The following is a 24,558-nucleotide window of genomic DNA, read 5'->3' as shown; positions in this document are numbered from 1 at the left end:
TTACAATAAAAAAGGTGGAATTTCTTCCACCCTTTTTGCCCCAAATCTACCATAAACTTAACCTACTAATTTTATGGTTCAGTAAATTTACAGTAGAAGGTTAATGTCACCAAACATTTAAGATGAATAACCCATAAAACCGACAAACGCCCTATTCGTGGCATTTTTTAGCTTTTTTTAGTATGCTCTAGCATCTTTACCTTCATAAAAATTCATAAAAGCACGATTAACAACACGGTTTCCTCCTGGAGTAGGATAGTCACCCGTGAAATACCAATCTCCTAAATTTTTAGGACAAGCTATATGTAAATCTTCAACTGTTTGAAAAATAATTTTAACCTCGGCTTTAATTTCAGGAGAGCTTAACATTTCAGCAATTTTATCTGATACTTCTTGCGGCTCAAACGGCGCATAAATATCCGTAACATAATTTACTACCTCTGTATCTATAAAATTCTCTTGTGCTTTACACTTAGCATACACTTCATCAACAATATGGTAAAGATTTCTCTCTTTCAATAATTCTAATGCCGCTCTAAAGGCAACTAAGCCTTCTAATTTAGCCATATCGATTCCGTAGCAATCAGGAAATCTAATTTGTGGTGCTGAGGAAACCACAACAATTCTTTTTGGATTTAAACGGTCCATCATTTTAATGATACTCATTTTTAGAGTCGTTCCTCTAACAATACTGTCATCAATGATTACTAAATTATCTGTAGGCTTAATTACGCCGTAAGTAACATCATAAACATGGGCAACTAAATCATCACGACTACTATCTTCAGTAATAAAGGTTCTTAGTTTTGCATCTTTAATTGCTACTTTTTCAGTACGTATTTTAACTGAAAGCAATTCTTGTAAACTTTCGGCAGTTAGCGTATCTCTATTTTTTAGAATAAAATTATTCTTTCTTTGATTTAGAAAATCTTGTGCCGCTTCAACTAAACCGTAAAAAGAAGTTTCGGCAGTATTTGGAATGTATGAAAAAACAGTATTGTCAGTATCTTGATCGATTGCTTTTAAAACTGCTGGCAAAATCAATCTTCCCAGGTTTTTTCTTTCTTGATAAATTTCTGCATCGCTTCCTCTAGAAAAGTAAATTCGTTCAAACGAACATGCTTTTTTAACTGTAGGAGTTAGAATCTCTTGCATAGATACCGTACCATTCTTTTTTATAATTAATGCGTTTCCTGGCTCAATTTCTTGAACTTTATCAAAATCAACATTAAAAACAGTTTGAATAACCGGTCTTTCTGAAGCTACAACAACCACTTCATCATCTTGATAAAAATAAGCAGGACGTATTCCAGCTGGATCTCTAAAAACAAAAGCATCACCATGACCTAATAAACCAGCCATAGCATATCCACCATCTAAATTTTTTGAGGCTCTAGCCAAAATTTTAGCCACATCAAGTTTCTCTGCAATTACAGGAGAAGCCTCTCTTTTAGAAAGTCCGTTGTTTTTACATTCTTGATATAAGTCAGTGACTTCGTCATCAAGAAAATGACCAATCTTTTCCATCACAGTAACAGTATCAGCCATTTCTTTGGGGTGCTGTCCTAATTCGATCAAACTATTAAAAAGCTCTTTAACATTTGTCATATTAAAGTTTCCTGCAAGAATCAAATTACGGTGCATCCAATTATTTTGACGTAAAAATGGATGAACACTCTCAATACTATTTTTCCCAAAGGTTCCATAACGTACGTGACCTAAAAACAATTCTCCTACATAAGGAATTTTTGCTTTTTGCATCGCAACATCATCAGCGTACTCAGGATGTAATTTCATTTCCTCATTAACCCTATCGTTAATTTGAGCAAAAACATCTTGAATAGGTTGTGCATGATTCGATCGCACGCGGCTAATATAACGTTCACCAGGCTCTACATCTAATTTAATACTTGCAAAACCAGCACCATCTTGTCCGCGGTTATGTTGCTTTTCCATAAGGAGATACATTTTTTGTATTCCGTAAAAAGCTGAACCGTATTTCTCTTTGTAAAATTCAAGCGGTTTAAGTAGTCTAACCAAGGCTATACCACACTCGTGTTTTAAAGCGTCGCTCATTGTGTTATTTTTAGTTGTGTTGTTGTTGTTGTTGTTCTTAAAATATAACTATCTGTAATAATCTTATTGTAATTCAATCAATAATGATACCGACAAATAAGCAATCAAAAAAGCCCCGTCTCCGAGGCTTTAAGGCATTATAATTCTATATCAAATTGTGTCAATGACTTAAATTGCTTTAAGCGCGATACCACTTCTTCTTTTTCTAAAGCGACCATTCTTTCTGTTCCAAATTTCTCTACACAAAAGGAAGCTAAATTTGAGCCGTAGATAATGGCGTTTTTCATATTGTCAAATGATATGTTTTCGCTTTGCGTAATAAATCCTGCAAAACCACCTGCAAAAGTATCCCCTGCTCCTGTTGGATCAAAGACCTCTTCTAATGGTAACGCTGGTGCAAAGAAAACATCTTGATCATGGAACAATAACGCACCATGTTCTCCTTTTTTAATCACAACATATTTAGGACCCATCGTTTGAATTTTGGCTGCAGCCTTAACAAGAGAATATTCTCCTGAAAGTTGTCTTGCCTCTTCATCATTAATAGTAATAACATCTACACGTTTTATTACATCAAGTAATTCTGGTAAAGCGCAGTCCATCCAAAAGTTCATTGTATCTAAAACAACTAATTTTGGTCGTGTTGCCATTTGGTCTAAAACACTACTTTGCACTAACGGATGTAAGTTTCCTAACATCACCACATCAGCATTTTTATAGTTTTCAGGAACCTTAGGTTGAAAATCAGCTAAAACATTTAACTGTGTATCAAGTGTGTCTCTAGAGTTCAAGTCATTATGGTAGCGCCCACTCCAAAAGAATGTTTTACCACCTTTAACAACTTCAAGACCAGAAATATCAATATTTCTATCTGTCAATAAATCTAAATATTCTTGTGGAAAATCGTCACCAACTACTGATACGATCGCAGATTGTAAGTTAAAAAAAGAAGCCGACAAACCGATGTATGTCCCTGCTCCACCTAAAATTTTATCTGTTTTCCCAAAAGGAGTCTCAATTGCGTCAAAAGCAACAGTTCCAACAATCAATAATTTGTTCATTTATATGAGTTTCGAATTAAGGCGCAAAGATAGTTTATAACTTTCATAGTTGCAAAGATTCAAACTCGCAAAGTTATCACAATAATTCTCCTTCAAGATTTTCATAAAAAGCATCTATAGAAAGTTGTTTTTGCGTTGAAGCCATAACGGCAAGTTCATCACAACGTTCATTTTGCGGATGGCTATTATGTCCTTTTACCCATTTAAAGTCTACTTGGTGTTTTCTATAAATAACTAACAACCTTTTCCATAGATCAGCATTTTTTCGGTCAACGAATTTCTTTTTCTCCCAACCAAAAACCCATTTCTTAACCACTGAATCAATAACATATTTAGAATCACTAACCACCAATACTTTTGTATTAGGATTTTTTAGTTTTTCTAAACCTACCACTACAGCCAGTAATTCCATACGATTATTAGTAGTTAACCTAAAACCTTCATAAAATTCTTTTCTATATGTCTTGCCCATCATTACGGTTTCCATCACCACGCCGTAGCCACCTCTTCCAGGATTCCCCTTAGCTGCTCCATCTGTATATATATGTACTTCGTAATCCATTTTTAATATTAAATTTGATAACTATCTATCTAGGTAGTCTCTTTTATTGCTTTAAGAGATTTTCAATAACTTCAGGAAAATATTTTTGTTCTAAAACATGAATTTTTCCCGCAACAGTTGTTGCTGTATCCTGTTCATTAAGCGAAACACTTGTTTGAAATAGGATTCCGCCTTCATCATAATGTTCATTGACAAAATGAATGGTAATTCCAGTTTCAAGCTCTCTATTTTCAACCACTGCTTGATGAACATTCATTCCATACATTCCCTTTCCGCCATATTTAGGTAGCAAAGCAGGGTGGATATTTATAACCTTATTAGGATAAGCAGCAATAATATCATCAGGGAATTTAAGCAAAAATCCCGCTAAAACAATTAAATCTGGTTGGAGCTTACTTATATATTGTAATACTTTACCTTCAATTAATTCGCTTTTATTAAAAACATATGAAGATACTCCTAGATTTTTTGCCTTTTCAATTACCGTTGCATTTGGATTGTTTGTAAAAACACTAATCACTGTTGCAATTTCTTTATTTTCGAAATACTTTATAATATTTTCAGCATTAGAGCCCGATCCAGAAGCAAAAATCAGAATTTTTTTCATGATTAAGGAATTTAAAGTTACGCAAAAAAAGGAATAAAAATCCAAAATAAATAACATTGAGAAGCCTTTGTTCAAATCTTTTTTTTAATTTAGTTGATACATTTATCAACTTATTCGTTGTTTTAAAATAAAGTTTTTTATTTTTGCCAACAAATTAAATTCTAAAATTAAAGATTATGTCAGACATTGCATCAAGAGTAAAAGCGATTATCGTAGACAAATTAGGTGTTGACGAAAACGAAGTTGTAACAGAAGCAAGCTTCACTAATGATTTAGGAGCTGACTCATTAGACACTGTTGAGCTTATTATGGAATTCGAAAAAGAATTTGACATTCAAATTCCAGACGATCAAGCAGAAAACATCGCTACTGTAGGTCAAGCAATCTCTTATATCGAGGAAGCTAAAAAATAATAAATGAAACACCCGTATGCCAAATGGTATATGGGTGTTATTATTATTTTTCTAAAAGAAAATTGAGATTGATATTCAATCAAAAGAATATTTATAAGATAATGCCCACGGCTCTTTTGTAACAATACAGTAAAGAAAGCGTGGGTATTATTTGTTTAAAGATAAAAACACATAGTTATGGTATTAAGACGAGTTGTAGTGACAGGTTTAGGTGCTCTTACTCCTATAGGAAATAACATTCAAGAGTATTGGAACAGCCTAATTAATGGAGTGAGTGGAGCGGCACCAATAACTTATTTTGACGCTTCAAAATTTAAAACTCAGTTTGCCTGCGAATTAAAAAACTTTAATGCCGAGGATTTCTTAGATAGAAAAGAAGCTAGAAAGATGGACCGTTATGCACAATACGCAATGGTCTCGTCAGAAGAAGCTGTAAACGATGCTGGTTTTAATTTTGAAAAATTAGATAAAGATAGAGCTGGAGTAATTTGGGGATCAGGAATTGGTGGTTTAGAAACTTTTCAAATAGAAATGTTGAATTTTGCTGCTGGTGACGGTACTCCAAAGTTCAATCCGTTTTTTATCCCAAAAATGATCTCAGACATTGCTTGTGGTCATATTTCAATAAAATATGGTTTTAGAGGGCCTAACTTTGCAACAGTTTCTGCTTGTGCATCATCTACTAACGCTATCATAGACGCGTTCAACTATATCCGTTTAGGACATGCTGACGTTATGGTAACGGGAGGGTCTGAAGCTGCAGTAACTATTGCAGGAATGGGTGGCTTTAATGCTATGCATGCTTTATCAACTAGAAATGATGACCCAAAAACAGCTTCAAGACCTATGGATAAAGACCGTGATGGTTTTGTTCTAGGAGAAGGTGCTGGTGCATTAATTCTTGAAGAGTACGAACATGCTGTAGCGCGTGGTGCTAAAATATACTGTGAAATTGGCGGTGGAGGAATGTCTGCAGATGCACATCACATCACTGCTCCTCATCCAGAAGGTTTAGGTGCTAAAAATGTAATGTTAAACTGTTTGAGAGATGCTGGTTTAAAACCAACAGATGTTGATGGATTAAACATGCACGGTACTTCAACTCCTTTAGGTGATCTAGCCGAATCAAAAGCAATCGAACACGTATTTGGAGAACATGCTTATAGCATGAACTTGAATTCAACAAAATCAATGACTGGCCATTTATTAGGTGCTGCCGGAGCAATAGAAACAATCTCTTCGATACTTTCTATGAAATACGGAATTGTACCTCCTACAATCAATCATTTTACTGATGATGAAAACATTGACCCTAAGTTGAACTTTACATTTAATGTAGCTCAAAAAAGAGAAATGAATATTGTTATGAGTAACACCTTTGGATTTGGTGGACACAACGCTTGCGTATTAGTTAAAAAATTAGACTTATAATAAACCATTATGAGTATATTTAAAAAAATATTTTCTAAATCCCGTTCTCTAGAAGACGGGATTTTTTTTGATGCTATCGAAAAAATATTAGGTTTTGCCCCACATAACTTAGAAAACTATAAGAAAGCCTTTACGCATCGGTCATCAAATCGCTTGAACTCTGAGGGAAACCCAATTAATTACGAACGCCTTGAGTTTTTAGGCGATGCAATGTTAAGCTCCGTAATTGCCGCTTATTTATTTACTGAAGCACCTCATGGAGATGAAGGTTACTTGACTAAAATGCGTTCAAAAATTGTAAGTCGTGAGCATTTAAACGAATTAGGGAAAGACTTAAAATTAATTCAATTTATCGAAAGCAAAGTACCCGTTCAACATTTTGGCGAAAATATTCATGGTAATATTTTTGAATCCTTAATTGGTGCAATTTATCAAGACAAGGGATATCCATACTGCGAGAAATTCATCCAAAAAAGAGTTATCGTACCGTACGTAGACATTTCGAGATTAGAAGGCAAGGTAATTAGCTATAAAAGTTTAGTTATCGAATGGTGCCAAAAAGAAAAAAAAATATTCCATTATGATATTTTTGAAGACAATGCCATTGATGGCCAACGCCTTTTTGGTGTTAAACTAAGTATCGATGATAAAGTGATTGCAAAAGCCCGAGCAACATCAAAAAAGAAGGCTGAAGAAAAAGCATCACAACGCGCTTATTTTGCATTTCAAGAAAAAATGGACAAGAAATAATATCATATTCATCAAAACTACAACGTTTTCGTTCATAAATTAACGAAATCATTACATTTTTCTACTCTTTAACTTCAATAGAAATAGTATATTTACAACATTATTTTTAATGTAAATGGCTATTCATAAACTGGATCTTGGCGAATTTGATGAAGTAGATTATTTTTTAATCGCTATACATACTTCATTAGAGGATTATCGACTGGCTTATTTTATCAATCAAAAACTTCCTATAAACTTAGCAAAAAGCAAAGAGGAGGTTCAGATAAATATAAAAGAAGGGGAAACTAATTTCACCCGATTTTATCATTTTGATTCTGAGAACGCCATATCTTGGAATTTAATTCAAAATAAAAACGAAGTTCTTCAGCAAAAAGCAGCTAATTCAGACGATTTGTTTTCGAATGTTGCAATGGAGATTTCTACAAAAGTTTTCTTACTTCCAGAATTTAAAAAAGCAGATTATTTTTTAAAAATAGAAAACACAGATGACACTATAAATGTGTCCGAAATTAAGACTCTATTAAATTCCATAGATAATGTATCAACAGTGTATGCAGTAGATACTAATCAAATAAAATCAAAAAACAATTTAATTTTTTAAGACAAATGATTCCAAACAAAAAAACCAAAATTGTAGCCACACTTGGACCTGCATGTAGCACAAGAGAGATTATAAAAGATATGATTGACGCAGGAGTAAATGTATTTAGAATTAACTTTTCTCATGCAGATTACGAAGGTGTTAAAGAAAAAATCAACATCATTAGATCTTTAAATGATGAATTTGGCTATACTACAGCAATCCTAGGAGACTTACAAGGTCCTAAACTGCGTGTAGGAATAATGAACGAGGGAGTTATCGTAAATGACGGTAATTTAATCACATTTACTACAGCTGAAGAAGTGATTGGTACAGCCGAAAAAGTTTTCATGAAATATAAAAACTTTCCTAATGATGTAAATCCAGGAGAAAGAATTTTATTAGATGACGGAAAACTTATTTTCGAAATTGTTTCTACTGACAAAAAAACAGAAGTAGTTGCAAGAGTAATTCAAGGTGGTGAATTAAAATCTAAAAAAGGGGTTAACCTACCGAATACTAAAATATCTCTTCCTGCTTTGACAGAAAAAGATATTGCTGATGCCATTTTCGCAATTGGCCAAAAAGTAGACTGGATTGCACTTTCTTTTGTAAAAACACCACAAGATTTAAAAGACTTACAAGATTTAATCAACGAGCACTCTGACGTAAAAATCCCAATCATTGCCAAAATCGAAATGCCCGAAGCATTAGAAAACATGGATAAGATTGTTGCTTATTGTGACGGACTTATGGTTGCACGTGGAGATTTAGGAGTTGAACTTCCTGCTCACGAAGTACCTTTAGTTCAAAAAGACTTGATCCGTAAGGCTAAAATGGCGCGTATTCCAGTAATTGTCGCTACACAAATGATGGAAACAATGATCACTAGTTTGACTCCTACAAGAGCTGAAGTTAATGACGTTGCCAACTCAGTAATGGATGGCGCAGATGCTGTAATGCTTTCTGGAGAAACTGCCGCAGGAAACTATCCTGTTCAAGTAATCCAAAAAATGACACAAATCATTCAAGCAGTAGAAGATTCTCCACTTATTCAAGTGCCACAAAACACACCACAAATTAAAACAAATCGTTTCATCACAAAAACAATTTGTCGTCACGCAGCAATTATGGCCGATGCTATTAAAGCAAAAGCAATTTGTACTTTGACAAATAGTGGGTATACAGCTTTCCAAATTTCGGCTTGGAGACCTTCTGCACATATTTTAGTATTTACATCAAATAAAAGAATTGTAACTCAACTAAGTTTATTATGGGGAGTTAAATCATACTACTATGACAAAACGGTAAGCACTGATGACACCGTAACTGATGTTAATGAAATTGCAAAAGAAAAAGGATATGTATCTAAAGGAGATTTCTTAATCAATTTAGCTGCAATGCCTATCAAAGAAAAAGGAATGGTAAACACCATGAGAGTTTCTGAAATAGAATAACAAATTTTGTTTCTATAAAAATACTAACCGTCTTGTTAAAAATTAAACAAGACGGTTTTTTTGTACTTATTTTTAAATTATCTTTGATAAAATAAAACTATTATTAAAATGAATTTCAAGTCAAAAAATCCTTTTTTGAACAACAAATCTTTCTCAGCTACTACAGCTACTAGAAGAGATGATATGCATCAAGCTAAAATTATTGATTATAACCAAGAAATGACTTTGTCAGGAACAATCAATAAAACTTTTTTATTATTCTTATTACTTATAGCATCAGCAATGGTGGTATGGTGGATGGCTTTTAACGGAATGAACGCTATGGTTCCCGCTATCGCTGGAGCAGTTATTGGATTAATTTTAGTTATAGCCGCTGCTTTCAAACCACAATATTCGGGTTACTTAGCACCTGGATATGCCTTATTCGAAGGACTTTTTATTGGAGGGATTTCGGCTATATTTGAAATTAAATTCCCTGGAATTGTAACTCAAGCTGTAGGAGCAACATTTGTAACCTTTGCTGTTTGTTTAGGATTATATAAATTCAAAATCGTAAAAGTAACAGAACAATTTAAATCGGTTGTGGTTGCTGCTACACTTGCCATAGCCACCTATTACCTTATTACGTGGTTATTTTCAATGTTTACAGGATACCAACCAGTACACTACGGAAACTCATGGATGAGTATTGGTATTAGTGTTTTTGTAATTGTAATTGCCGCTTTGAACTTATTCTTAGATTTTGATCGAATAGAAAAAGGAGTACAACAAAAAATGCCTAAATACATGGAATGGTTTGGCGCTATGGGACTAATGGTAACACTAGTCTGGCTGTACATCGAGTTTTTAAGATTGTTCTCTAAACTTGCTAGTAAAGATTAAATCACATTATAAATTATAAAAAAAGGCTTTTCATAACGAAAAGCTTATTTTATGCTGCTTGCTCAAAAGCTATAAAGTGCGATAGATTCCCTTTTTTATTAAATACAGGAAAACCTTTAATCAAACAGTAGTAAACATCTCCGTTTTTCTTATAATTCACAACCTTTTTCTCAAAAGGAACACCATTTTTAATAGCCTTTTTTATTTCATTTGAAGTTTCCTGACAAGTCGCAGCACCTTGAAACATTCTAGGGCTCTTACCAACAACTTCTTCGGATTTATATCCGTTCATTTTAGCGATATTCTGGGATGCAAAAACAATGGTTAGACTTGCGTCAGTAACTACAATTACTTCCTCAGAAAGGGCGTTTTTTATGTCCCAATGAACATTTACCCATTTAGATGCTAGCGCCAATTCTTTAATTTTTTTAGTATCCACATTCCTGCTTTTCAATTGCATGAATGCATCACTATAAAAATCCCATGAAAACACTGGATTAGAATTTATTTTAAGGGCTTCATTAAACTTAGCAACCCCATTATCATAGTCTTGAAAATTAATCATGATCGTCTATTTTTATTCAAATATAAATTTAATCTAAAACAAAAAGACTAGAAATTTTGCATTTAACTATTGTTGAACGTATTTTTTTTAGCCTAAAAGGAAAATTTTAATTGCACAAAAACGGCTTTTTTAACTTCTGTATTTAAATTACTCATGGAGATCCCTAATAATCTAACTGAATCTTTCATACGTTCTTGGTACAACAACTCCTTAACCGACTCTAGAATCAATCCTTTGTCAGAAATATAATAGGGTAACGTTTTACTCCTGGTTTGCTGAGTAAAGTCGCTATATTTTATTTTAAGTGTAATTGTTTTACCCGAGACATTGCTCCTCTTTAATCGCCTCTCTAAAGTAGTCGCGATTTTATCTAACTGCTCTAGCATAAAAATCTCTGAAGACAAATTGGTGTCAAAAGTATTTTCGGCAGCAACAGACTTAGAAATTCTATTCGGTTTGACTTCACTATTGTGAATTCCGCGCACCACATTGTAATAAAACACTCCCGATTTTCCAAAATGTTTTTCTAAAAAATCAACTGATTTACTTTTTAATTCTAATCCCGTAAAAATACCCAATTGGTACATTTTTTCGGTAGTTACTTTTCCTACTCCATAAAATTTACGAATAGGTAAATTTTCTAAAAAAGCAATTACTTCGTCTGGATTGACCGTTTTTTGTCCGTTAGGTTTGTTATAGTCGCTGGCAATTTTAGCAACAAATTTATTAATCGAAATCCCTGCAGATGCAGTTAAACCAACTTCATTAAAAATTCGCAATCTAATCTCCTCTGCTAATAAACTTGCACTGGTTGCACCCTTTTTATTGTGGGTCACATCAAGATAGGCTTCATCAAGGGACAAAGGCTCTACGAGATCTGTATAATCTTTAAATATTTTATGAATTTGCTTAGAAATCTCTTTATAGCGTTCAAATCTAGGAGAGACAAAAATAAGGTTAGGACAATTTTTTTTAGCCATAACACCACTTATAGCACTGCGAACTCCAAACTTTCTAGCTTCGTAGCTTGCGGCTGCAACTACCCCTCGATTTTCTGAACCTCCAACTGCAATAGGTTTTCCCTTTAACGAAGGGTTGTCCATTTGTTCCACCGAGGCATAAAATGCGTCCATGTCAATATGAATAATTTTTCTATTAGGGTTGCTGCTAATCATTTTACAAATTTATAGCCATTTTATATAAAATGAAACGCCATTGCTGTTAAATAAATTTAATACATTTGGATACGCTTTTTAGCCCTGATGGAAGCGGCATCCTTTTTATCTTGCACTTATTTCATGTTTTTGAAATAAGTGCAAGATAAAAAGATACAGCGGACAGCTGGAATAGCTCCTTAAAAAAAACAGATAAAATGATTGAAATAGAACGCAAATTTTTGGTTACATCAAACGCCTTCAAAGAAGAGGCTTTTTCTAAAAACCGTATAAAACAAGGCTACTTAAGCGCTGTTCCTGAAAGAACCGTTAGGGTTAGAATAAAAGGAAACAAAGCTTTCTTGACCATTAAAGGCGCATCAAGCGAAAGTGGAATGTCACGATTTGAATGGGAAAAAGAAGTCCTAATTAATGAAGCAGAAAGCCTTTTATTACTTTGTGAAAAAGGCATTATTGATAAAACCCGTTATGAAGTAAAGGTAGGCGAACACACTTATGAAGTTGACGAATTCTATGGTGAAAACGAAGGCTTAATAATGGCTGAGATTGAGCTAAAATCAGAAACAGAAATTTTTGAAAAGCCATTATGGTTAGGTCAAGAAGTTACTCGGGACAGCCGTTATTACAATGCTTATTTAAGTAAAAACTCTTTTATAAATTGGTAATATTACTTTGAAAAAACTTCAATTGTTACAGTCATCACACCAATTCCTTTATTTTTAGCAATCTCCATAAAGGCTTTTTTAGAAAGGTCAATTTCTCTAGACTTTACAAAAGGACCACGATCATTAACTTCAACAATAACCGATTTTCCATTAACCTGATTGGTAACTTTTAACATGGTTCCAAAAGGAAATTTTTTATGTGCTGCTGTATATTTATGCATATTAAATAGTGCACCACTCGCTGTTTTTCTACCATGAAATTTATCTGCGTAATAGGATGCATGTGCATTGGTTTTATAGGGGCTTAACTTACCGTATTTTTCAGCGATGGTATCTTTTGCCGCTTCTGGTTGTACAGCTACTACATTTTTACTTTTTTTAAGTGTATCTTTTTGAATAGTCGTTTTTTGTAACGTAGTCTTTACCCTTTCTGCTATAGCGCTTTGGCTGGCAGTAAAACCAATTATAGCAATTAAAAAAAATGGTGTAATAAATTTTTTCATATTATTTTTATTTCAATCTGTATTTTACAAAAACCATACCTAGATAAAAAAAGTCCTGCAAAGAGGACTTTTTTTTTAGTTTTTAAACCACAAATTCCAAGGTATTCTACTCAAGATAAGAAGTAAACCTAAGGTGTAAAAAATGGCAAATGTTTTAAATTTTGATTCGCTTGTCAACAATTTTTTATGTTTAGACCAACCGATAGTTATTAAAGCAATTGCAATAATATTAATTAAAGGATGCTCAAGCGAAGTTAAACGTATCGCTTTATCTGACATATTTCCTAAAGAAGTAAAACCTAGAGGCGACACAAAGTATAGAATTAAACCAACTAGCAATTGTGTGTGCGTTCCTATAAGACCAAATAACGCAATTTTTCTATCAGTTGCTGTAAATTCCTTTTTAGAGAAATGCCCTATAAGTGAATTAGCTACTGCAATTACTAATAATAAAAGAGCTAAATAAGCCCAACCTGAGTGAAATTTTTGAATAAAATCGTACATAAATAAACTATTTTTTAAAAACAAATATAAGTAAAAAAGGGATAAAAAAAACCCTCATTTCGAATGAAATGAGGGTTTTTAACATTATTTATTTCAGTAAAGAATTATTCAAAAGAATATCTTACACCTACTTGCATTTGCCATCTTGAAGATTGCAAACCTAAATCATCAACTTGATTGATTCTGTCAGCATTAGCTGGATCAAAACTAAATGTTGGTGTAGTTTTATCTGCTAGGAAACCTTCTTGTTTAAGTAATTGAACTTGGTCATAAGAAGTGTAATATCTTCTACCCCAGTTTTTATTAAGTAAATTGGTGAAGTTAAATACATCTGCAGTTAATTCAATTTTATGACTCTTTTTGTTCACGTTTATAGCGAATTCATGTGCTAATTTTAAATCTACTACATGACTCCATTTTAAACGATCACCGTTTCTTTCAGTATAATTACCTTTACGACTACTTAAGTATTTATCACCATCAATAAAAGCACTTAACGCTTCCCATTGTTGATCTGCAGTGTAAGTAGAATTAGAAACTAGGTTAATCTCTGATCTAGATGCAGGAACATAAATCAATGCTGAAGAACTGTAAGTATCTTGTAATAAAGCTCCAAAATCATTGTAAACATAACTAAACGGTGTTCCTTGAGCTCCTTCATAGAAAAGACCTAATGTTGTTTTCATAGTCTTAGACCATTTAAACTTTACAGAAGCATTACCTAAAAATCTATGCCCTTGATCAAAATCAGATCTTGAAACTCCAGAAAGTGCATTAACACCATTTACAGTCTCTACATTACTCCATTGAGAACTATTTTGTGAAGATGTTGCATCCATTAAAACAGTAGATTTACCATAAGAATAAGTAGCAGAAATATTTGCATCAACTAAATCAGATGCGAAATTTTTAGTAAGTGTAATAGATGAATTCCATGCTTTACCTTCACTTGTGTTTTTACCTAAATAAACACCTGTATAAGTTTTATCAATAAGGTTTCTTCCGTTATATCTTGATCTTGTATCTGCTCCAGTTAAGTTTGAAGAAGGATTATAGATATTTAAATTCTCATAAGTAACAGCAGAAATATTATCATTGTAAATAATTTCTCCTGATACTACAAATCCTGCAGGTAATTTTCTATCTACAGCAAAACTTGCTTTAAATACTTGTGGTAATTTAAAGTTTTTAGCAAACAAATCAATATTTCCACCAAGTTGACCACTTCCTGGTAAAGGTCCTAATGGAGTTCCATTGTTGTCAAGTTGACTTTCAACATTTGTATTAGGGTTAAAATTAGGTGTTCCTGTACTAATATCGATAGCTCCTTGAGAAACTCCGTTATTATTATAAGCTCCACCTGGCCATACTAAAGGTAATCTTGAAGTAAATATTCCAAAACCTCCTCTAAACTGAGTAACTCTATCTCCATTCAAATCGTAATTAAACCCAACACGAGGTGAATAATGTGCTGTAGTAGCAATTCTATCACCTACAGTAGCTCCTTGAAGATCTTTACCTGCTGCAGTTAACAAAGGTATTGTTCTAGTATTAAAATCGTTATTTACAGTTCCTTTATCCCATACAGGCACATCAACTCTTACACCGTAAGAAAATTTGAAGTTATCTGTAAGCTTAAAGTTATCTTGAATATATAAACCAAATTGGCTAACATTAAATTCTGCTGCTCCCTGAGAATCATCTCCTGAACCACCAAACAAAGAATAACCTAAACGGTACCTATTTGGTTTAGCATCAGTTAAAAAGTCTTCTAATGAATTATATCTATAGTATCCGTAGTTTCTTCCAACAAATACATTTTTAGCATAAGAAAATTCATTATGCGTACCAATTAAAATATTATGTTTCCCTGTATTGATTTCAAAGTTATCAGAAACAGTAAGAATTCTTTGTTTTAAATAATTTGCTGTTGAAAAAGCCTCTGAACCAAAATAAATTGCACCAGAACCATCTCTAATTTCTACTGAAGGAAATGGATCTCCAAGAGGATCTCTATCATCAGTAACATCAGTATAACCTACAACTAAGTTATTTGAAAATTTATTACTAAAACGTGAATTTAATTCAAGTGCTGTAGAATTTGTTGTAGAAACAAAGTTTTGAGAACCATTCAAGAAATTAATTCCTCTTGAAGAGGATCTACTTGGAGAAAAATTAGTTGCTTTAACATAACTATTTTTCACAGATAACTTATGATTATCGTTAATATTCCAGTCAATTTTAGCAATCAATTTATCACTAACTAAAGTACTAACATTATTAGTAAATGAACCTGGATTATAACTATAATTATCTCCTAAATACTTTACAAGCTCAGGAATTCTTGCCCCACTTGTTCCTAAATAATCGTTAACATCAAAAGGACTTGGAGTTTGATTATCCTGTCTCTCGTAATTAATGAAGTAAAATAATTTATTTTCAGTTATAGCTCCACCTGCTCTTACACCGTAAGTTTGCGCAGTAAAATCAGCTAATTTTTCACGAGTTGCTGTACTTCCTGACTCTAAAGGAGTCTTTCCTGCCAATGATTGATCTCTATAGAAAAAATAAGCAGATCCTTCAAAATTGTTTGATCCTGAACGTGTGATCGCACTAATTGCTCCACCAGCAAAACCAGACAACTTAACATCAAAGGGAGAAACACTCACTTGAAATTGCTCAATTGCATCAATTGATATTGGACTAACACCTGTTTGTCCACCATTAGTTCCGTTAGATGATAAACCAAAAACATCATTACTAACCGCTCCATCAATATAGATCGCATTGAACCTATTATTTTGACCACCAATAGAAAGTTGATCATCTCCACGCAATTGCGCTTGAGGAGTTAATCTTGCAAAATCAGCAATATTTCTTGATAAAGATGGTAATGATTTTATTTTATCAGAGTTGATAATCGTTTCAGCACCATTTCTATTAGAATTAAATGTGTTATCTTTTGTAGACTTAACAACAACCTCTTCTAATTCGTTAGATTCACTTTTTAAAGATATTTTGAAATTTTTTGAATCCCCTAATTGAAGGTAAACTCCATTTTGTTCAAAAGTTCCAAATCCAATATAAGTTACTATAATCTTATACGGACCACCAACTCTCATGTTAGAAATTCTAAAATCACCTGTGAAATCAGTTGAAGCAGAATAACGTGTACCTGAATCCATGTGTGTAGCTAAAATTGAAGCTCCAGGTAATGGTTCTCCTTGGCTGTCGTAAACAACTCCATTAATAGAAGAGGTTGTGTTACCTTGAGCATAAGTACTACTTGCACCGATAAATGCCGCTAGTACCAAAAATAACTTTAAAATTTTTTTCATTTTTGTTTAGTTTATTATTTTTGGCAAAATTATAACTTATTTTCCGTAAAAAGTTAAGACAACGTTAAGAAAAATTATTTTTTTTCACATAGTGGTATTTTGATTAAATTCAGCAAAGAAGCTATTCTTATAAAAATACCTTATAAACTCTGATACACAAGGCCTAAAACATGCTAATTCAGCAAACAATTCCCTGATAAAACTACAAGTATAAAAGCTAAAAAAAACCTGACTTTTTATTAAAAATCAGGTTTTTTGTATAAAATTAAACAGAATTTTATTTTTTATCTAAATAATAGTTCAATAAAAAGGAAGTTGAACTATCATGATTGGCTATTTTTCCAGTTTCAATTTCGCTTAATATAGAGCTAGCCAACTGTTTACCTAATTCTACTCCCCATTGATCAAAACTAAAGATATTCCAGATTATTCCTTGAACAAAAATCTTATGTTCATATAAAGCAATTAACGATCCTAATGTTTTAGGGGTTAGCTGCTCAATCAATAACGTATTAGTAGGCTTATTGCCTTCAAATACTTTAAAAGGTAATAAAAATGCTGCTTTTGATGCTTTTAACCCTTGTTTATCAAATTCAGCTTGGACTTTTTCTTTAGACTTTCCTTGCATCAATGCTTCGGTTTGCGCAAAAAAGTTTGACATTAATTTATTATGATGGTCCTGGTCTCCATATAAAGGTTTTACATAACCTATAAAATCAGAAGGAATTAATTTAGTTCCTTGATGAATCAATTGAAAAAAGGCATGTTGCGCATTTGTACCTGGCTCGCCCCAAATAATCGTACCGGTATCATAATTTACTACTTTACCGTCTCTCCCTACACTCTTTCCGTTACTCTCCATTGTGCCTTGCTGTAAATAAGGCGCCAATTTTTGTAAATACTGTGTGTACGGAATCAAAGCCTCACTTTCGGCTCCAAAGAAGTTATTATACCAAACACTTAATAAAGCTAAGACGACTGGGATATTTTTATCAAAATCAGCTGTTTTGAAGTGATCGTCCATTTCATTTGCCCCATTTAACAACTCCTCAAAATTGTCAAAACCTACTGCAAGACTAATTGTTAAACCCACAGCACTCCACAACGAGAAACGTCCGCCTACCCAATCCCACATTGGAAAAACATTGTCAGGATTGATTCCGAATTGTGTTACTTTTTCAATATTAGTTGAAACTGCAACAAAATGTTGGGCAATATCTTTTTGTATAGCACTATTTAAAAACCATTTTTTTATAGTTTCAGAATTTGTTAGCGTTTCTTGAGTTGTAAATGTTTTAGAAACAATAACAAAAAGTGTAGTCTCGGGATTTAATTTCTTTATAATTTCATTTACATGATCCCCATCAATATTTGAAACAAAATGCACGTTTAAGTGGTTCTTATAATACTGTAAAGCCTCAACTGCCATAGCAGGGCCTAAATCAGAACCTCCAATACCAATATTAACAACATCAGTGAAAGCCTTGCTTGTATAACCCTTTCTATCACCCGATATAACTTCATGGCAAAATTCTTTTATTTTATCTTTTACAGCATAAACTTCTGGAATAACATTCTCTCCATTTACATTTACTACCGCATTTTCTTTTGCTCGTAAAGCAGTATGTAGTACTGCTCTATTTTCGGTTTGATTTATAATCTCTCCATCAAAATAATCCGTGATAGCATTTTTCAATCCCATTTCGTTTGCCAAATCTAAAAGTAACGAAATAGTCTCTTGATTTATTCTGTTCTTAGAGTAATCAAGTAAAAAATCATTCCATTTTATATTGAATTTTGTTGTTCTCGCAGCGTCCTCTTTAAACATTTCTTGCATAGAAACATTTTGCATAACTTCAAAATGCTGCTGAAGTTTGCTCCAAGACGGAGTTGTTGTTGGGTTAATTGTTTGTAAAGCCATTTTTTTTAGTTCAAGTGTTTAATGGTTGTAAAAATACTGAAATATGTTTTAACTAATAAACCCTTTCAAACAAATACGAAAATCAACATTTTTGGCAGCGTTACTTTCGATAAAAAATAAAGCTCCAAATTATCAAATTGACAACTTGGAGCCTCGTATTAAATTTTATATCTATAAAACAAGTTTAATCTAAAAATTTTATTTACAAATTAGCAATACTGTCTAATTCTAATTTTAGCGGTGTTATTTTCTTTAAAAAACGGGCTTTATTAGTTCCTTCCATAGGTTCTCCACTTGGCAAATTTAACTTTAAAGCATCAACTTGAACTCCATTTTTCCAGAAACGGTAACAAACATGAGGACCCGTTGCTAAGCCAGTACTCCCTACTCTTCCTATTACATCTCCTTGATTAACATGTTGACCTCGTCTAACTAATATTTTTGACATGTGTAAATATTGCGTAGAATAAGTTCCGTTGTGTTTGACTTTGACAAAATTACCATTACCCGCAGTATAACCTGCTTGTTCCACTACTCCTGAAGCAGTAGTTGTTATAGGCGTCCCTGTTGGAGCAGCATAATCTGTTCCTTTATGTGCTTTCCAGCGGTGTTGTACGGGGTGAAATCTATTCATTGTAAAACGGGAAGTAATTCTACTAAATTTAATAGGCGTTTTTAGAAAAAAGTTTTTTAACGTTTTCCCTTCTTCATCATAATATTCAACTTTGCCAGTAGATTCATTTTGAGCAAAAGGAAAAGCATAAACAAACTTCCCCTTGTATTCAAAGAACGAAGCTTCTAGTTCGTCAACTCCATCATAAATAGAATCGTTAATAAACCTTTCAGTAAAAGTAATTCCGTAGCGATCGCCTTTTTTTAATTTAAAGAAATCAATTGACCACGAATAAATCTTAGTTATTCTATTAGCTAAAGCAGCTTCTACTCCTGCATTTCCTAAAGTTTCAGACAAAGAGCCTTTTAAAACACCTCCTATTGTACGTCTTCTAATAGTAATAGGTCTCGTTTTTTTATGTGCTACAATAACTGAATCACGTAAATCAAAAATATAATAACTTAAAGCATCTGGTTGGTACACAAAAACCTCTAATTTGTTTTTCTTATCCTTAGATCGCAACATAGTATAAGCCTTATTAGGCCTAATAATGCGAACATCAAAAGTATCTTTTACACTTTCAACAATTTCATACACTTTCCTGTCACCAATGTTTTGCTTGTTTATAATTGTACCAAAAGTATCCCCTTTTCTTACCGTGTCTTGTACTACATTATAATCAGAAAAATTAAAGCCAAAATCAGAATTCTCTGCAACTGCTTTCACCTTTTTAATTGGCAATTTATTTTCAGATTTATCTTCGGATTTATTACAAGATAGTATTGTTGTCAATACCATGATAATTATTAATACTTGCTTCAAACTATGTGTGTTTTTTCTAATTCAACTTATTTTTCAAGACCCCAATTTGCCAACTCTTCCTCACTCCACAATTCTGGAAAAAAGATTCTTCGTTGGTATTTTGGATGCATATACTTTTTCCAATCACTACCACCAGTAGCTTCTCCATCTCCTTTTCCGCTGTGATCAATATACTTTATAGCTACATTAAGATGCTGCATTACCCAAGTAATATTCACTGTATGGTCAAAATGACGCATTGCTTTTACAAGGTCAGGATTTTTTTGGTCTAATTCAGGAAGTTGTTTGAATTTTTGCCAAATATTTATAGAATTGTATTGTTCCATGTGTTTTAAAAACACGTCTTTGTACTTGCGCTCAAATTCCTCTAATAAAAATGATTTTTTACCAGTTGTATAGTCTTTTCCTGCCGCCTGCCAATATAAGTGCTCAAAAGCATTTTCGTAAGGTGTATTTCTATCAATTTTACCTCTGAAGCGATTATCAATTAGATTAATCAAATCAGTTGATGTGAATTCTATTAAACGGTATTGTGCACTTTGAAATCCACTTGCAGGAGTTAACGTCGTTCTAAATTTCATATATTGCTCCACTTCCATACCTTCTTCCATAATACTAAAAGACGTGGTGAGCATGTCAAAATAGCGACTTACACGCATAATCCTTTCGGTAAAAAAACCAGTATTTATATTGTCACTATGACATATTTGCTGCATTTCCCATAGAATCATCTTGAAAATCAATTCATTTACTTGATGGTACATGATGAAAACCATTTCATCAGGAAGCGTAGTTCTTTGTGTTTGTAAGCTCAGTAACGCATCAGTTTGAATGTAGTCCCAGTAATTAATTGGTTTTGCCCACAACAAACCTTCAAGATGCGTATCGGTTTTTTGATTTATAGCATCGTATTTAAGCTCTATTTCTTTTAAAATAGCTTCTCTATTTTCATTAATGCTCATTATTTTTTTATTTTAAACGTATTGTTTAATCCTTTATAACCATCTAAGTCTGCTTTTAGCGAGCCAATTGCTAGGTCTGCTTTTATTCTAATAGGCAGTCTATTATCATCATCTGAAATCCACACTGTCAAACTTTCTTGCTCTTTAAATACACGGCCTGATTGCACAAGGGGTTTAAAAATCATTGAAGAGACAACGCCAAATTTAGTCGTAATATTTTCACGACCTACAAACTTTAACTTAAATTTTGTTGTTTCATCATCAAAGAACATATCTATAGCAATAGACTCCCCTGTATTGATCTTTTCGATCCCTGGGTAGTTTCTTAAATAATAAAATGCCGATAAAATATCTTGTGTGTTTCTAGGAATTACAAACGTTTTCTCGTTATTTTTTTTATAATCTTTTACGAGAATTCTATTTGATGATTGATTAAAAAAGCCTTCTTGATTTTTTTTGTAGCCACCTTCGTCAATTTTTCTAACAAATCGATACGGACTTCCGGTTTCTTTGTCAATATAGCTTTCATATAAATCATCTACCTTAAAGAAAAAACGAGACATACCAGTTGTGTACCCTTTACCCACAACATGAAATACTTTTTTGTTATTTATTGTAGCATCTTTGACCTCAAGTGTAGCGTAGCCTGCATTAACTAATCCGTAGTGGATACGAAATTTAAACCATTCTCCTACATCGTAGGCGTCTTGGTTGCGGTTATCAAAACTTACTGTTAGTACCAATAAGAAGAATAGGATTATTTTTTTCATAATTTACTTTTTCTATTTATTGTAGTAAGTTGCAAATTTTGTTCCAAATATATTAAAACAAAAAAACTCAGTCAAATAATGACTGAGTTTTTATGCTATTAACTAACCAAAAAACTATAAATTATGAAATTTATATCAAATCGGAAGGAAACCACCCCTTCCATTTTGCGAGTGCAAAGGTAGTTAACAAAACTAGATATGAAAACTAAAAAAAAAGTTTAACAAATCATTGATAAAATCCGAACTGTTTGAATAGTTATTTTTTCACATAATGCAAAAAAAAGACGTTTTTACAAAGTTCCTCGTAATTCTTGTTCTCTCTCGATTGATTCAAAAAGTGCTTTAAAATTTCCCGCTCCAAAACCTTTGGCTCCCATTCTTTGAATAATTTCAAAAAACAAGGTGGGTCTATCTTGTACTGGTTTAGTAAAAATTTGCAATAAATACCCTTCTTCATCGGCATCTACCATGATGGCTAACTTTTCTATTTCACCTAAATCTTCTTTCATCATTTTCATGTGCTCTCCCAAACGTTCTGGAATTGCTTGATAATAAGTATGTGGTGGCGCTGATAAAAACTCAACTCCTCTTGCTTTTAATTCACTTACTGTTTTAATAATATCATCAGTAGCTATTGCTATATGTTGTATTCCTGGGCCTCCATAGAAATCTAAGTACTCTTCGATTTGTGATTTTTTCTTTCCTTCGGCTGGTTCATTGATTGGGAATTTAATTCTACCATTTCCGTTTGACATTACTTTACTCATCAAAGCAGAATATTCTGTATTGATTTGTTTGTCATCAAAAGAAAGGAAGTTTACAAATCCCATCACCTCTTCATAGAACTTCACCCATGTGTTCATTTCGTTCCAACCTACATTTCCTACCATGTGGTCAATGTACTTTAAACCTGTTGGTGTTGGGTTATAATCTGATTTCCATTCTTTATAGCCTGGCAAGAAAACACCATTGTAGTTTTTACGCTCAACGAATATATGAACTGTTTCTCCATAAGTGTAAATTCCAGAACGCACTACTTCTCCATGCTCATCTTTTTCTACAGTTGGCTCCATAAATGAACGTGCGCCACGTTTCATAGTTTCTTCGTAAGCGCTAGTTGCATCTTCAACCCAAAGAGCAGCTACTTTTACTCCGTCACCGTGTTTTCTTAAATGCTCATGAATAGGTGAGTCTTGTGTTAAAGGCGTCGTTAATACAATACGTATTTTGTCTTGTTTTAAAACATAAGACGTTCTATCTCTTACTCCTGTTTCTAGTCCGGCATACGCCAATGATTGGTAACCGAAAGCTGTTTTATAATAATGAGCGGATTGTTTTGCGTTTCCTACGTAGAATTCTACATAATCAGTTCCTAATAACGGAAGGAAATCTTGTGCTCCTTCAAATATTTTTTCTAATCCGTATTCTACTGATTTTACTTCTTTTGCCATTTTGTTTATTTTTATGTGAAATCTAATTTTATATCGCGGATGCCACAGATTAAACTGATTTTCACTGATTTTTTTACTTTAAAATTTGTTTATTATTTGCACTTAAGCCCTAGCCCTGATAGCAGTGGAAATCCTTTTTTGAGGTTTTTTAACCGAAAAAAAAGATTTCCTCACTTTGTTTATATTTTCATTGGAGTTCAGTGAACATCGTTTGCAACGAATAGCAGGAAATAGCTCCCTATAGTACTTGATATACTTAGTACGATTGCGTCGCTCTACACAATAACTATTCGACCCATGATTTATAGTACTGGCCATCGTCGAGTCCCATTGCTTCCTCAGTAACCATCAACGGACGGAAGGTATCGACCATTACAGCCAACTCTTCTGTACCTTTATGGCCTATACTACGTTCCATTGCTCCTGGCGCTGGGCCGTGCGGAATCCCTTTTGGGTGCAAGGTGATGTGTCCTTGCTCGATATTGTTGCGGCTCATAAAATCGCCATCAACATAATACAATACTTCATCACTGTCGATATTACTGTGATTGTAAGGTGCCGGAACTGATTTTGGGTGGTAATCATACAACCTTGGCACGAAGGAACAAACAACAAATGTAGCGGTTTCAAATGTTTGATGCACCGGTGGCGGTTGGTGTACACGCCCAGTTATTGGTTCGAAATTGTGAATACTAAATCCGTATGGAAAATTGTATCCGTCCCAACCTATTACGTCAAAAGGATGCGTGGCATAAACCACTTCGTGCATCATGCCTTCTTTTTTGATTTTGATTAAAAAGTCGCCTTTTTCGTCGTGTGTTTCTAGCTCGCTTGGCAAGATAAAATCACGTTCGCAAAAAGGAGAATGTTCTAAATGTTGTCCAGATTCGTTTTTATAACGCTTTGGTGTGTAAAAAGGAGCAAACGACTCGACGTAGAATAACCTGTTTTCTTCAGTTTCAAATTGAATTTGGTATATGATTCCGCGAGGAATAATCAGATAATCTCCATACTCAAAAGGGATATTCCCTAACATAGTGCGTAATTTTCCTTTTCCCTTATGGATGAAAATCATTTCATCGGCATCGGCATTTTTATAGAAATATTCTGTAAGTGATTTTCGGGGCGCAGCAAGTCCTATTGTACAGTCTTTATTGACTAACATGGGTTTGCGACTTTCTAAGAAATCATCGGCTGGTTTCAATTCAAAACCTTTAAGTAGCAATGATTTTATGTTTTTACCAATGGCAATTTTTGGTTCTACTGAATACGATTTAAGTATTTCTTTAACCTGTGTTGGTCTATGAACATGGTACGATAAAGAGGCGTGACCATGAAACCCTTCGGTACCAAATAACTGTTCGTAGTAAAAACCTCCATCTGGTTTTACAAATTGCGTGTGTCTTTTTTGAGGAAAAGTCCCTAATTTATGATATAATGGCATGTT

At 33.3% G+C, this 24,558-nt stretch carries 22 protein-coding genes; 7 read left to right on the top strand and 15 right to left on the bottom strand.

What is annotated here, in order from left to right:
• Positions 1 to 177: 177 nt before the first annotated feature.
• The 4 genes from ACVEGE_RS08120 to purN form a co-directional block, all read right to left on the bottom strand.
• Positions 178 to 2,076 (bottom strand): amidophosphoribosyltransferase, encoded by a 1,899-nt coding sequence (locus ACVEGE_RS08120; protein WP_192499936.1) that lies wholly within the window; start codon positions 2,074 to 2,076, stop codon positions 178 to 180.
• Between the two features lie 137 nt (positions 2,077 to 2,213).
• Positions 2,214 to 3,137, bottom strand: coding sequence for a PfkB family carbohydrate kinase (locus ACVEGE_RS08115; protein WP_173855942.1), 924 nt, complete (start codon positions 3,135 to 3,137; stop codon positions 2,214 to 2,216).
• A gap of 76 nt (positions 3,138 to 3,213) precedes the next feature.
• A complete protein-coding gene (rnhA, locus tag ACVEGE_RS08110; protein WP_173851177.1) occupies positions 3,214 to 3,699 on the bottom strand; it encodes a ribonuclease HI in 486 nt (161 codons plus the stop codon).
• A 43-nt stretch (positions 3,700 to 3,742) separates the two neighbouring features.
• Positions 3,743 to 4,306, bottom strand: a complete 564-nt coding sequence (gene purN / locus ACVEGE_RS08105) for a phosphoribosylglycinamide formyltransferase (protein ID WP_192499935.1) — start codon at positions 4,304 to 4,306, stop codon at positions 3,743 to 3,745.
• A 176-nt stretch (positions 4,307 to 4,482) separates the two neighbouring features.
• Here purN and ACVEGE_RS08100 point away from each other — a divergent pair, with 176 nt between their 5' ends.
• The 6 genes from ACVEGE_RS08100 to ACVEGE_RS08075 all read left to right on the top strand — a co-directional run bounded on the left by ACVEGE_RS08100 (position 4,483) and on the right by ACVEGE_RS08075 (position 9,822).
• A complete protein-coding gene (locus tag ACVEGE_RS08100; RefSeq protein ID WP_007137004.1) occupies positions 4,483 to 4,719 on the top strand; it encodes an acyl carrier protein in 237 nt (78 codons plus the stop codon).
• Positions 4,720 to 4,896: 177 nt separating this feature from the next.
• The gene (gene fabF / locus ACVEGE_RS08095) at positions 4,897 to 6,150 is read left to right on the top strand and encodes a beta-ketoacyl-ACP synthase II (RefSeq protein WP_173851181.1); all 1,254 of its coding nucleotides are present in this window, start codon (positions 4,897 to 4,899) and stop codon (positions 6,148 to 6,150) included.
• A 9-nt stretch (positions 6,151 to 6,159) separates the two neighbouring features.
• Complete coding sequence (gene rnc / locus ACVEGE_RS08090) at positions 6,160 to 6,900, top strand: ribonuclease III (protein ID WP_173851183.1); 741 nt, start codon at positions 6,160 to 6,162, stop codon at positions 6,898 to 6,900.
• Positions 6,901 to 7,015: 115 nt separating this feature from the next.
• The gene (locus tag ACVEGE_RS08085; RefSeq protein ID WP_173855945.1) at positions 7,016 to 7,504 is read left to right on the top strand and encodes an IPExxxVDY family protein; all 489 of its coding nucleotides are present in this window, start codon (positions 7,016 to 7,018) and stop codon (positions 7,502 to 7,504) included.
• 5 nt (positions 7,505 to 7,509) lie between these two features.
• Entirely contained in the window at positions 7,510 to 8,940 is a 1,431-nt protein-coding gene (pyk, locus tag ACVEGE_RS08080; RefSeq protein ID WP_173851187.1) for a pyruvate kinase, read from the top strand.
• A gap of 108 nt (positions 8,941 to 9,048) precedes the next feature.
• Complete coding sequence (locus tag ACVEGE_RS08075) at positions 9,049 to 9,822, top strand: Bax inhibitor-1/YccA family protein (RefSeq protein ID WP_173851189.1); 774 nt, start codon at positions 9,049 to 9,051, stop codon at positions 9,820 to 9,822.
• Positions 9,823 to 9,871: 49 nt separating this feature from the next.
• On the opposite strand, the gene ACVEGE_RS08070 is transcribed toward ACVEGE_RS08075, so the two are convergent.
• Complete coding sequence (locus tag ACVEGE_RS08070) at positions 9,872 to 10,387, bottom strand: PAS domain-containing protein (protein ID WP_173851191.1); 516 nt, start codon at positions 10,385 to 10,387, stop codon at positions 9,872 to 9,874.
• Between the two features lie 92 nt (positions 10,388 to 10,479).
• On the bottom strand, positions 10,480 to 11,562 hold the full coding sequence (gene dinB / locus ACVEGE_RS08065) for a DNA polymerase IV (RefSeq protein WP_192499934.1): 1,083 nt from the start codon (positions 11,560 to 11,562) through the stop codon (positions 10,480 to 10,482).
• A gap of 197 nt (positions 11,563 to 11,759) precedes the next feature.
• On the opposite strand from dinB, the gene ACVEGE_RS08060 reads away from it, so the two are divergent.
• Entirely contained in the window at positions 11,760 to 12,227 is a 468-nt protein-coding gene (locus ACVEGE_RS08060; RefSeq protein ID WP_192499933.1) for a CYTH domain-containing protein, read from the top strand.
• Between the two features lie 2 nt (positions 12,228 to 12,229).
• On the opposite strand, the gene ACVEGE_RS08055 is transcribed toward ACVEGE_RS08060, so the two are convergent.
• The 9 genes from ACVEGE_RS08055 to ACVEGE_RS08015 all read right to left on the bottom strand — a co-directional run bounded on the left by ACVEGE_RS08055 (position 12,230) and on the right by ACVEGE_RS08015 (position 24,555).
• Positions 12,230 to 12,730 (bottom strand): septal ring lytic transglycosylase RlpA family protein, encoded by a 501-nt coding sequence (locus ACVEGE_RS08055; RefSeq protein ID WP_173855950.1) that lies wholly within the window; start codon positions 12,728 to 12,730, stop codon positions 12,230 to 12,232.
• Positions 12,731 to 12,805: 75 nt separating this feature from the next.
• On the bottom strand, positions 12,806 to 13,234 hold the full coding sequence (locus ACVEGE_RS08050; protein WP_192499932.1) for a hypothetical protein: 429 nt from the start codon (positions 13,232 to 13,234) through the stop codon (positions 12,806 to 12,808).
• Between the two features lie 104 nt (positions 13,235 to 13,338).
• Entirely contained in the window at positions 13,339 to 16,572 is a 3,234-nt protein-coding gene (locus ACVEGE_RS08045) for a TonB-dependent receptor (RefSeq protein WP_192499931.1), read from the bottom strand.
• A 277-nt stretch (positions 16,573 to 16,849) separates the two neighbouring features.
• Positions 16,850 to 18,493, bottom strand: a complete 1,644-nt coding sequence (gene pgi, locus ACVEGE_RS08040) for a glucose-6-phosphate isomerase (RefSeq protein WP_192499930.1) — start codon at positions 18,491 to 18,493, stop codon at positions 16,850 to 16,852.
• 202 nt (positions 18,494 to 18,695) lie between these two features.
• A complete protein-coding gene (locus ACVEGE_RS08035; RefSeq protein ID WP_173851206.1) occupies positions 18,696 to 19,928 on the bottom strand; it encodes a peptidoglycan DD-metalloendopeptidase family protein in 1,233 nt (410 codons plus the stop codon).
• 26 nt (positions 19,929 to 19,954) lie between these two features.
• Entirely contained in the window at positions 19,955 to 20,890 is a 936-nt protein-coding gene (locus tag ACVEGE_RS08030; protein WP_173851208.1) for a tryptophan 2,3-dioxygenase family protein, read from the bottom strand.
• Complete coding sequence (locus ACVEGE_RS08025; protein ID WP_192499929.1) at positions 20,890 to 21,660, bottom strand: DUF3108 domain-containing protein; 771 nt, start codon at positions 21,658 to 21,660, stop codon at positions 20,890 to 20,892. The genes ACVEGE_RS08030 and ACVEGE_RS08025 overlap by 1 nt, the downstream gene beginning before the upstream one ends.
• Before the next feature lie 290 nt (positions 21,661 to 21,950).
• Positions 21,951 to 23,111 (bottom strand): 4-hydroxyphenylpyruvate dioxygenase, encoded by a 1,161-nt coding sequence (gene hppD, locus ACVEGE_RS08020; protein ID WP_173851212.1) that lies wholly within the window; start codon positions 23,109 to 23,111, stop codon positions 21,951 to 21,953.
• 286 nt (positions 23,112 to 23,397) lie between these two features.
• Positions 23,398 to 24,555, bottom strand: coding sequence for a homogentisate 1,2-dioxygenase (locus ACVEGE_RS08015; protein WP_173855955.1), 1,158 nt, complete (start codon positions 24,553 to 24,555; stop codon positions 23,398 to 23,400).
• Between the last annotated feature and the right edge of the window lie 3 nt (positions 24,556 to 24,558).

The sequence above is a fragment of the Flavobacterium sp. PL002 genome, from assembly GCF_054165825.1.
The sequence above is the reverse complement of the archived record's forward strand: the minus strand, read 5'-3'. Positions and strand labels throughout refer to the sequence as shown.

Coding starts and splice junctions, on each gene's coding strand:
- rnc (WP_173851183.1), top strand. CDS start 6,160: ATGAGTATATTTAAAAAAATATTTTCTAAATCCCGTTCTCTAGAAGAC.
- ACVEGE_RS08060 (WP_192499933.1), top strand. CDS start 11,760: ATGATTGAAATAGAACGCAAATTTTTGGTTACATCAAACGCCTTCAAA.
- fabF (WP_173851181.1), top strand. CDS start 4,897: ATGGTATTAAGACGAGTTGTAGTGACAGGTTTAGGTGCTCTTACTCCT.
- pyk (WP_173851187.1), top strand. CDS start 7,510: ATGATTCCAAACAAAAAAACCAAAATTGTAGCCACACTTGGACCTGCA.
- ACVEGE_RS08070 (WP_173851191.1), bottom strand. CDS start 10,387: ATGATTAATTTTCAAGACTATGATAATGGGGTTGCTAAGTTTAATGAA.
- ACVEGE_RS08045 (WP_192499931.1), bottom strand. CDS start 16,572: ATGAAAAAAATTTTAAAGTTATTTTTGGTACTAGCGGCATTTATCGGT.
- ACVEGE_RS08100 (WP_007137004.1), top strand. CDS start 4,483: ATGTCAGACATTGCATCAAGAGTAAAAGCGATTATCGTAGACAAATTA.
- purN (WP_192499935.1), bottom strand. CDS start 4,306: ATGAAAAAAATTCTGATTTTTGCTTCTGGATCGGGCTCTAATGCTGAA.
- ACVEGE_RS08050 (WP_192499932.1), bottom strand. CDS start 13,234: ATGTACGATTTTATTCAAAAATTTCACTCAGGTTGGGCTTATTTAGCT.
- ACVEGE_RS08055 (WP_173855950.1), bottom strand. CDS start 12,730: ATGAAAAAATTTATTACACCATTTTTTTTAATTGCTATAATTGGTTTT.
- ACVEGE_RS08025 (WP_192499929.1), bottom strand. CDS start 21,660: ATGAAAAAAATAATCCTATTCTTCTTATTGGTACTAACAGTAAGTTTT.
- ACVEGE_RS08015 (WP_173855955.1), bottom strand. CDS start 24,555: ATGCCATTATATCATAAATTAGGGACTTTTCCTCAAAAAAGACACACG.
- ACVEGE_RS08085 (WP_173855945.1), top strand. CDS start 7,016: ATGGCTATTCATAAACTGGATCTTGGCGAATTTGATGAAGTAGATTAT.
- ACVEGE_RS08120 (WP_192499936.1), bottom strand. CDS start 2,076: ATGAGCGACGCTTTAAAACACGAGTGTGGTATAGCCTTGGTTAGACTA.
- hppD (WP_173851212.1), bottom strand. CDS start 23,111: ATGGCAAAAGAAGTAAAATCAGTAGAATACGGATTAGAAAAAATATTT.
- dinB (WP_192499934.1), bottom strand. CDS start 11,562: ATGATTAGCAGCAACCCTAATAGAAAAATTATTCATATTGACATGGAC.
- ACVEGE_RS08075 (WP_173851189.1), top strand. CDS start 9,049: ATGAATTTCAAGTCAAAAAATCCTTTTTTGAACAACAAATCTTTCTCA.
- ACVEGE_RS08115 (WP_173855942.1), bottom strand. CDS start 3,137: ATGAACAAATTATTGATTGTTGGAACTGTTGCTTTTGACGCAATTGAG.
- ACVEGE_RS08030 (WP_173851208.1), bottom strand. CDS start 20,890: ATGAGCATTAATGAAAATAGAGAAGCTATTTTAAAAGAAATAGAGCTT.
- rnhA (WP_173851177.1), bottom strand. CDS start 3,699: ATGGATTACGAAGTACATATATATACAGATGGAGCAGCTAAGGGGAAT.
- pgi (WP_192499930.1), bottom strand. CDS start 18,493: ATGGCTTTACAAACAATTAACCCAACAACAACTCCGTCTTGGAGCAAA.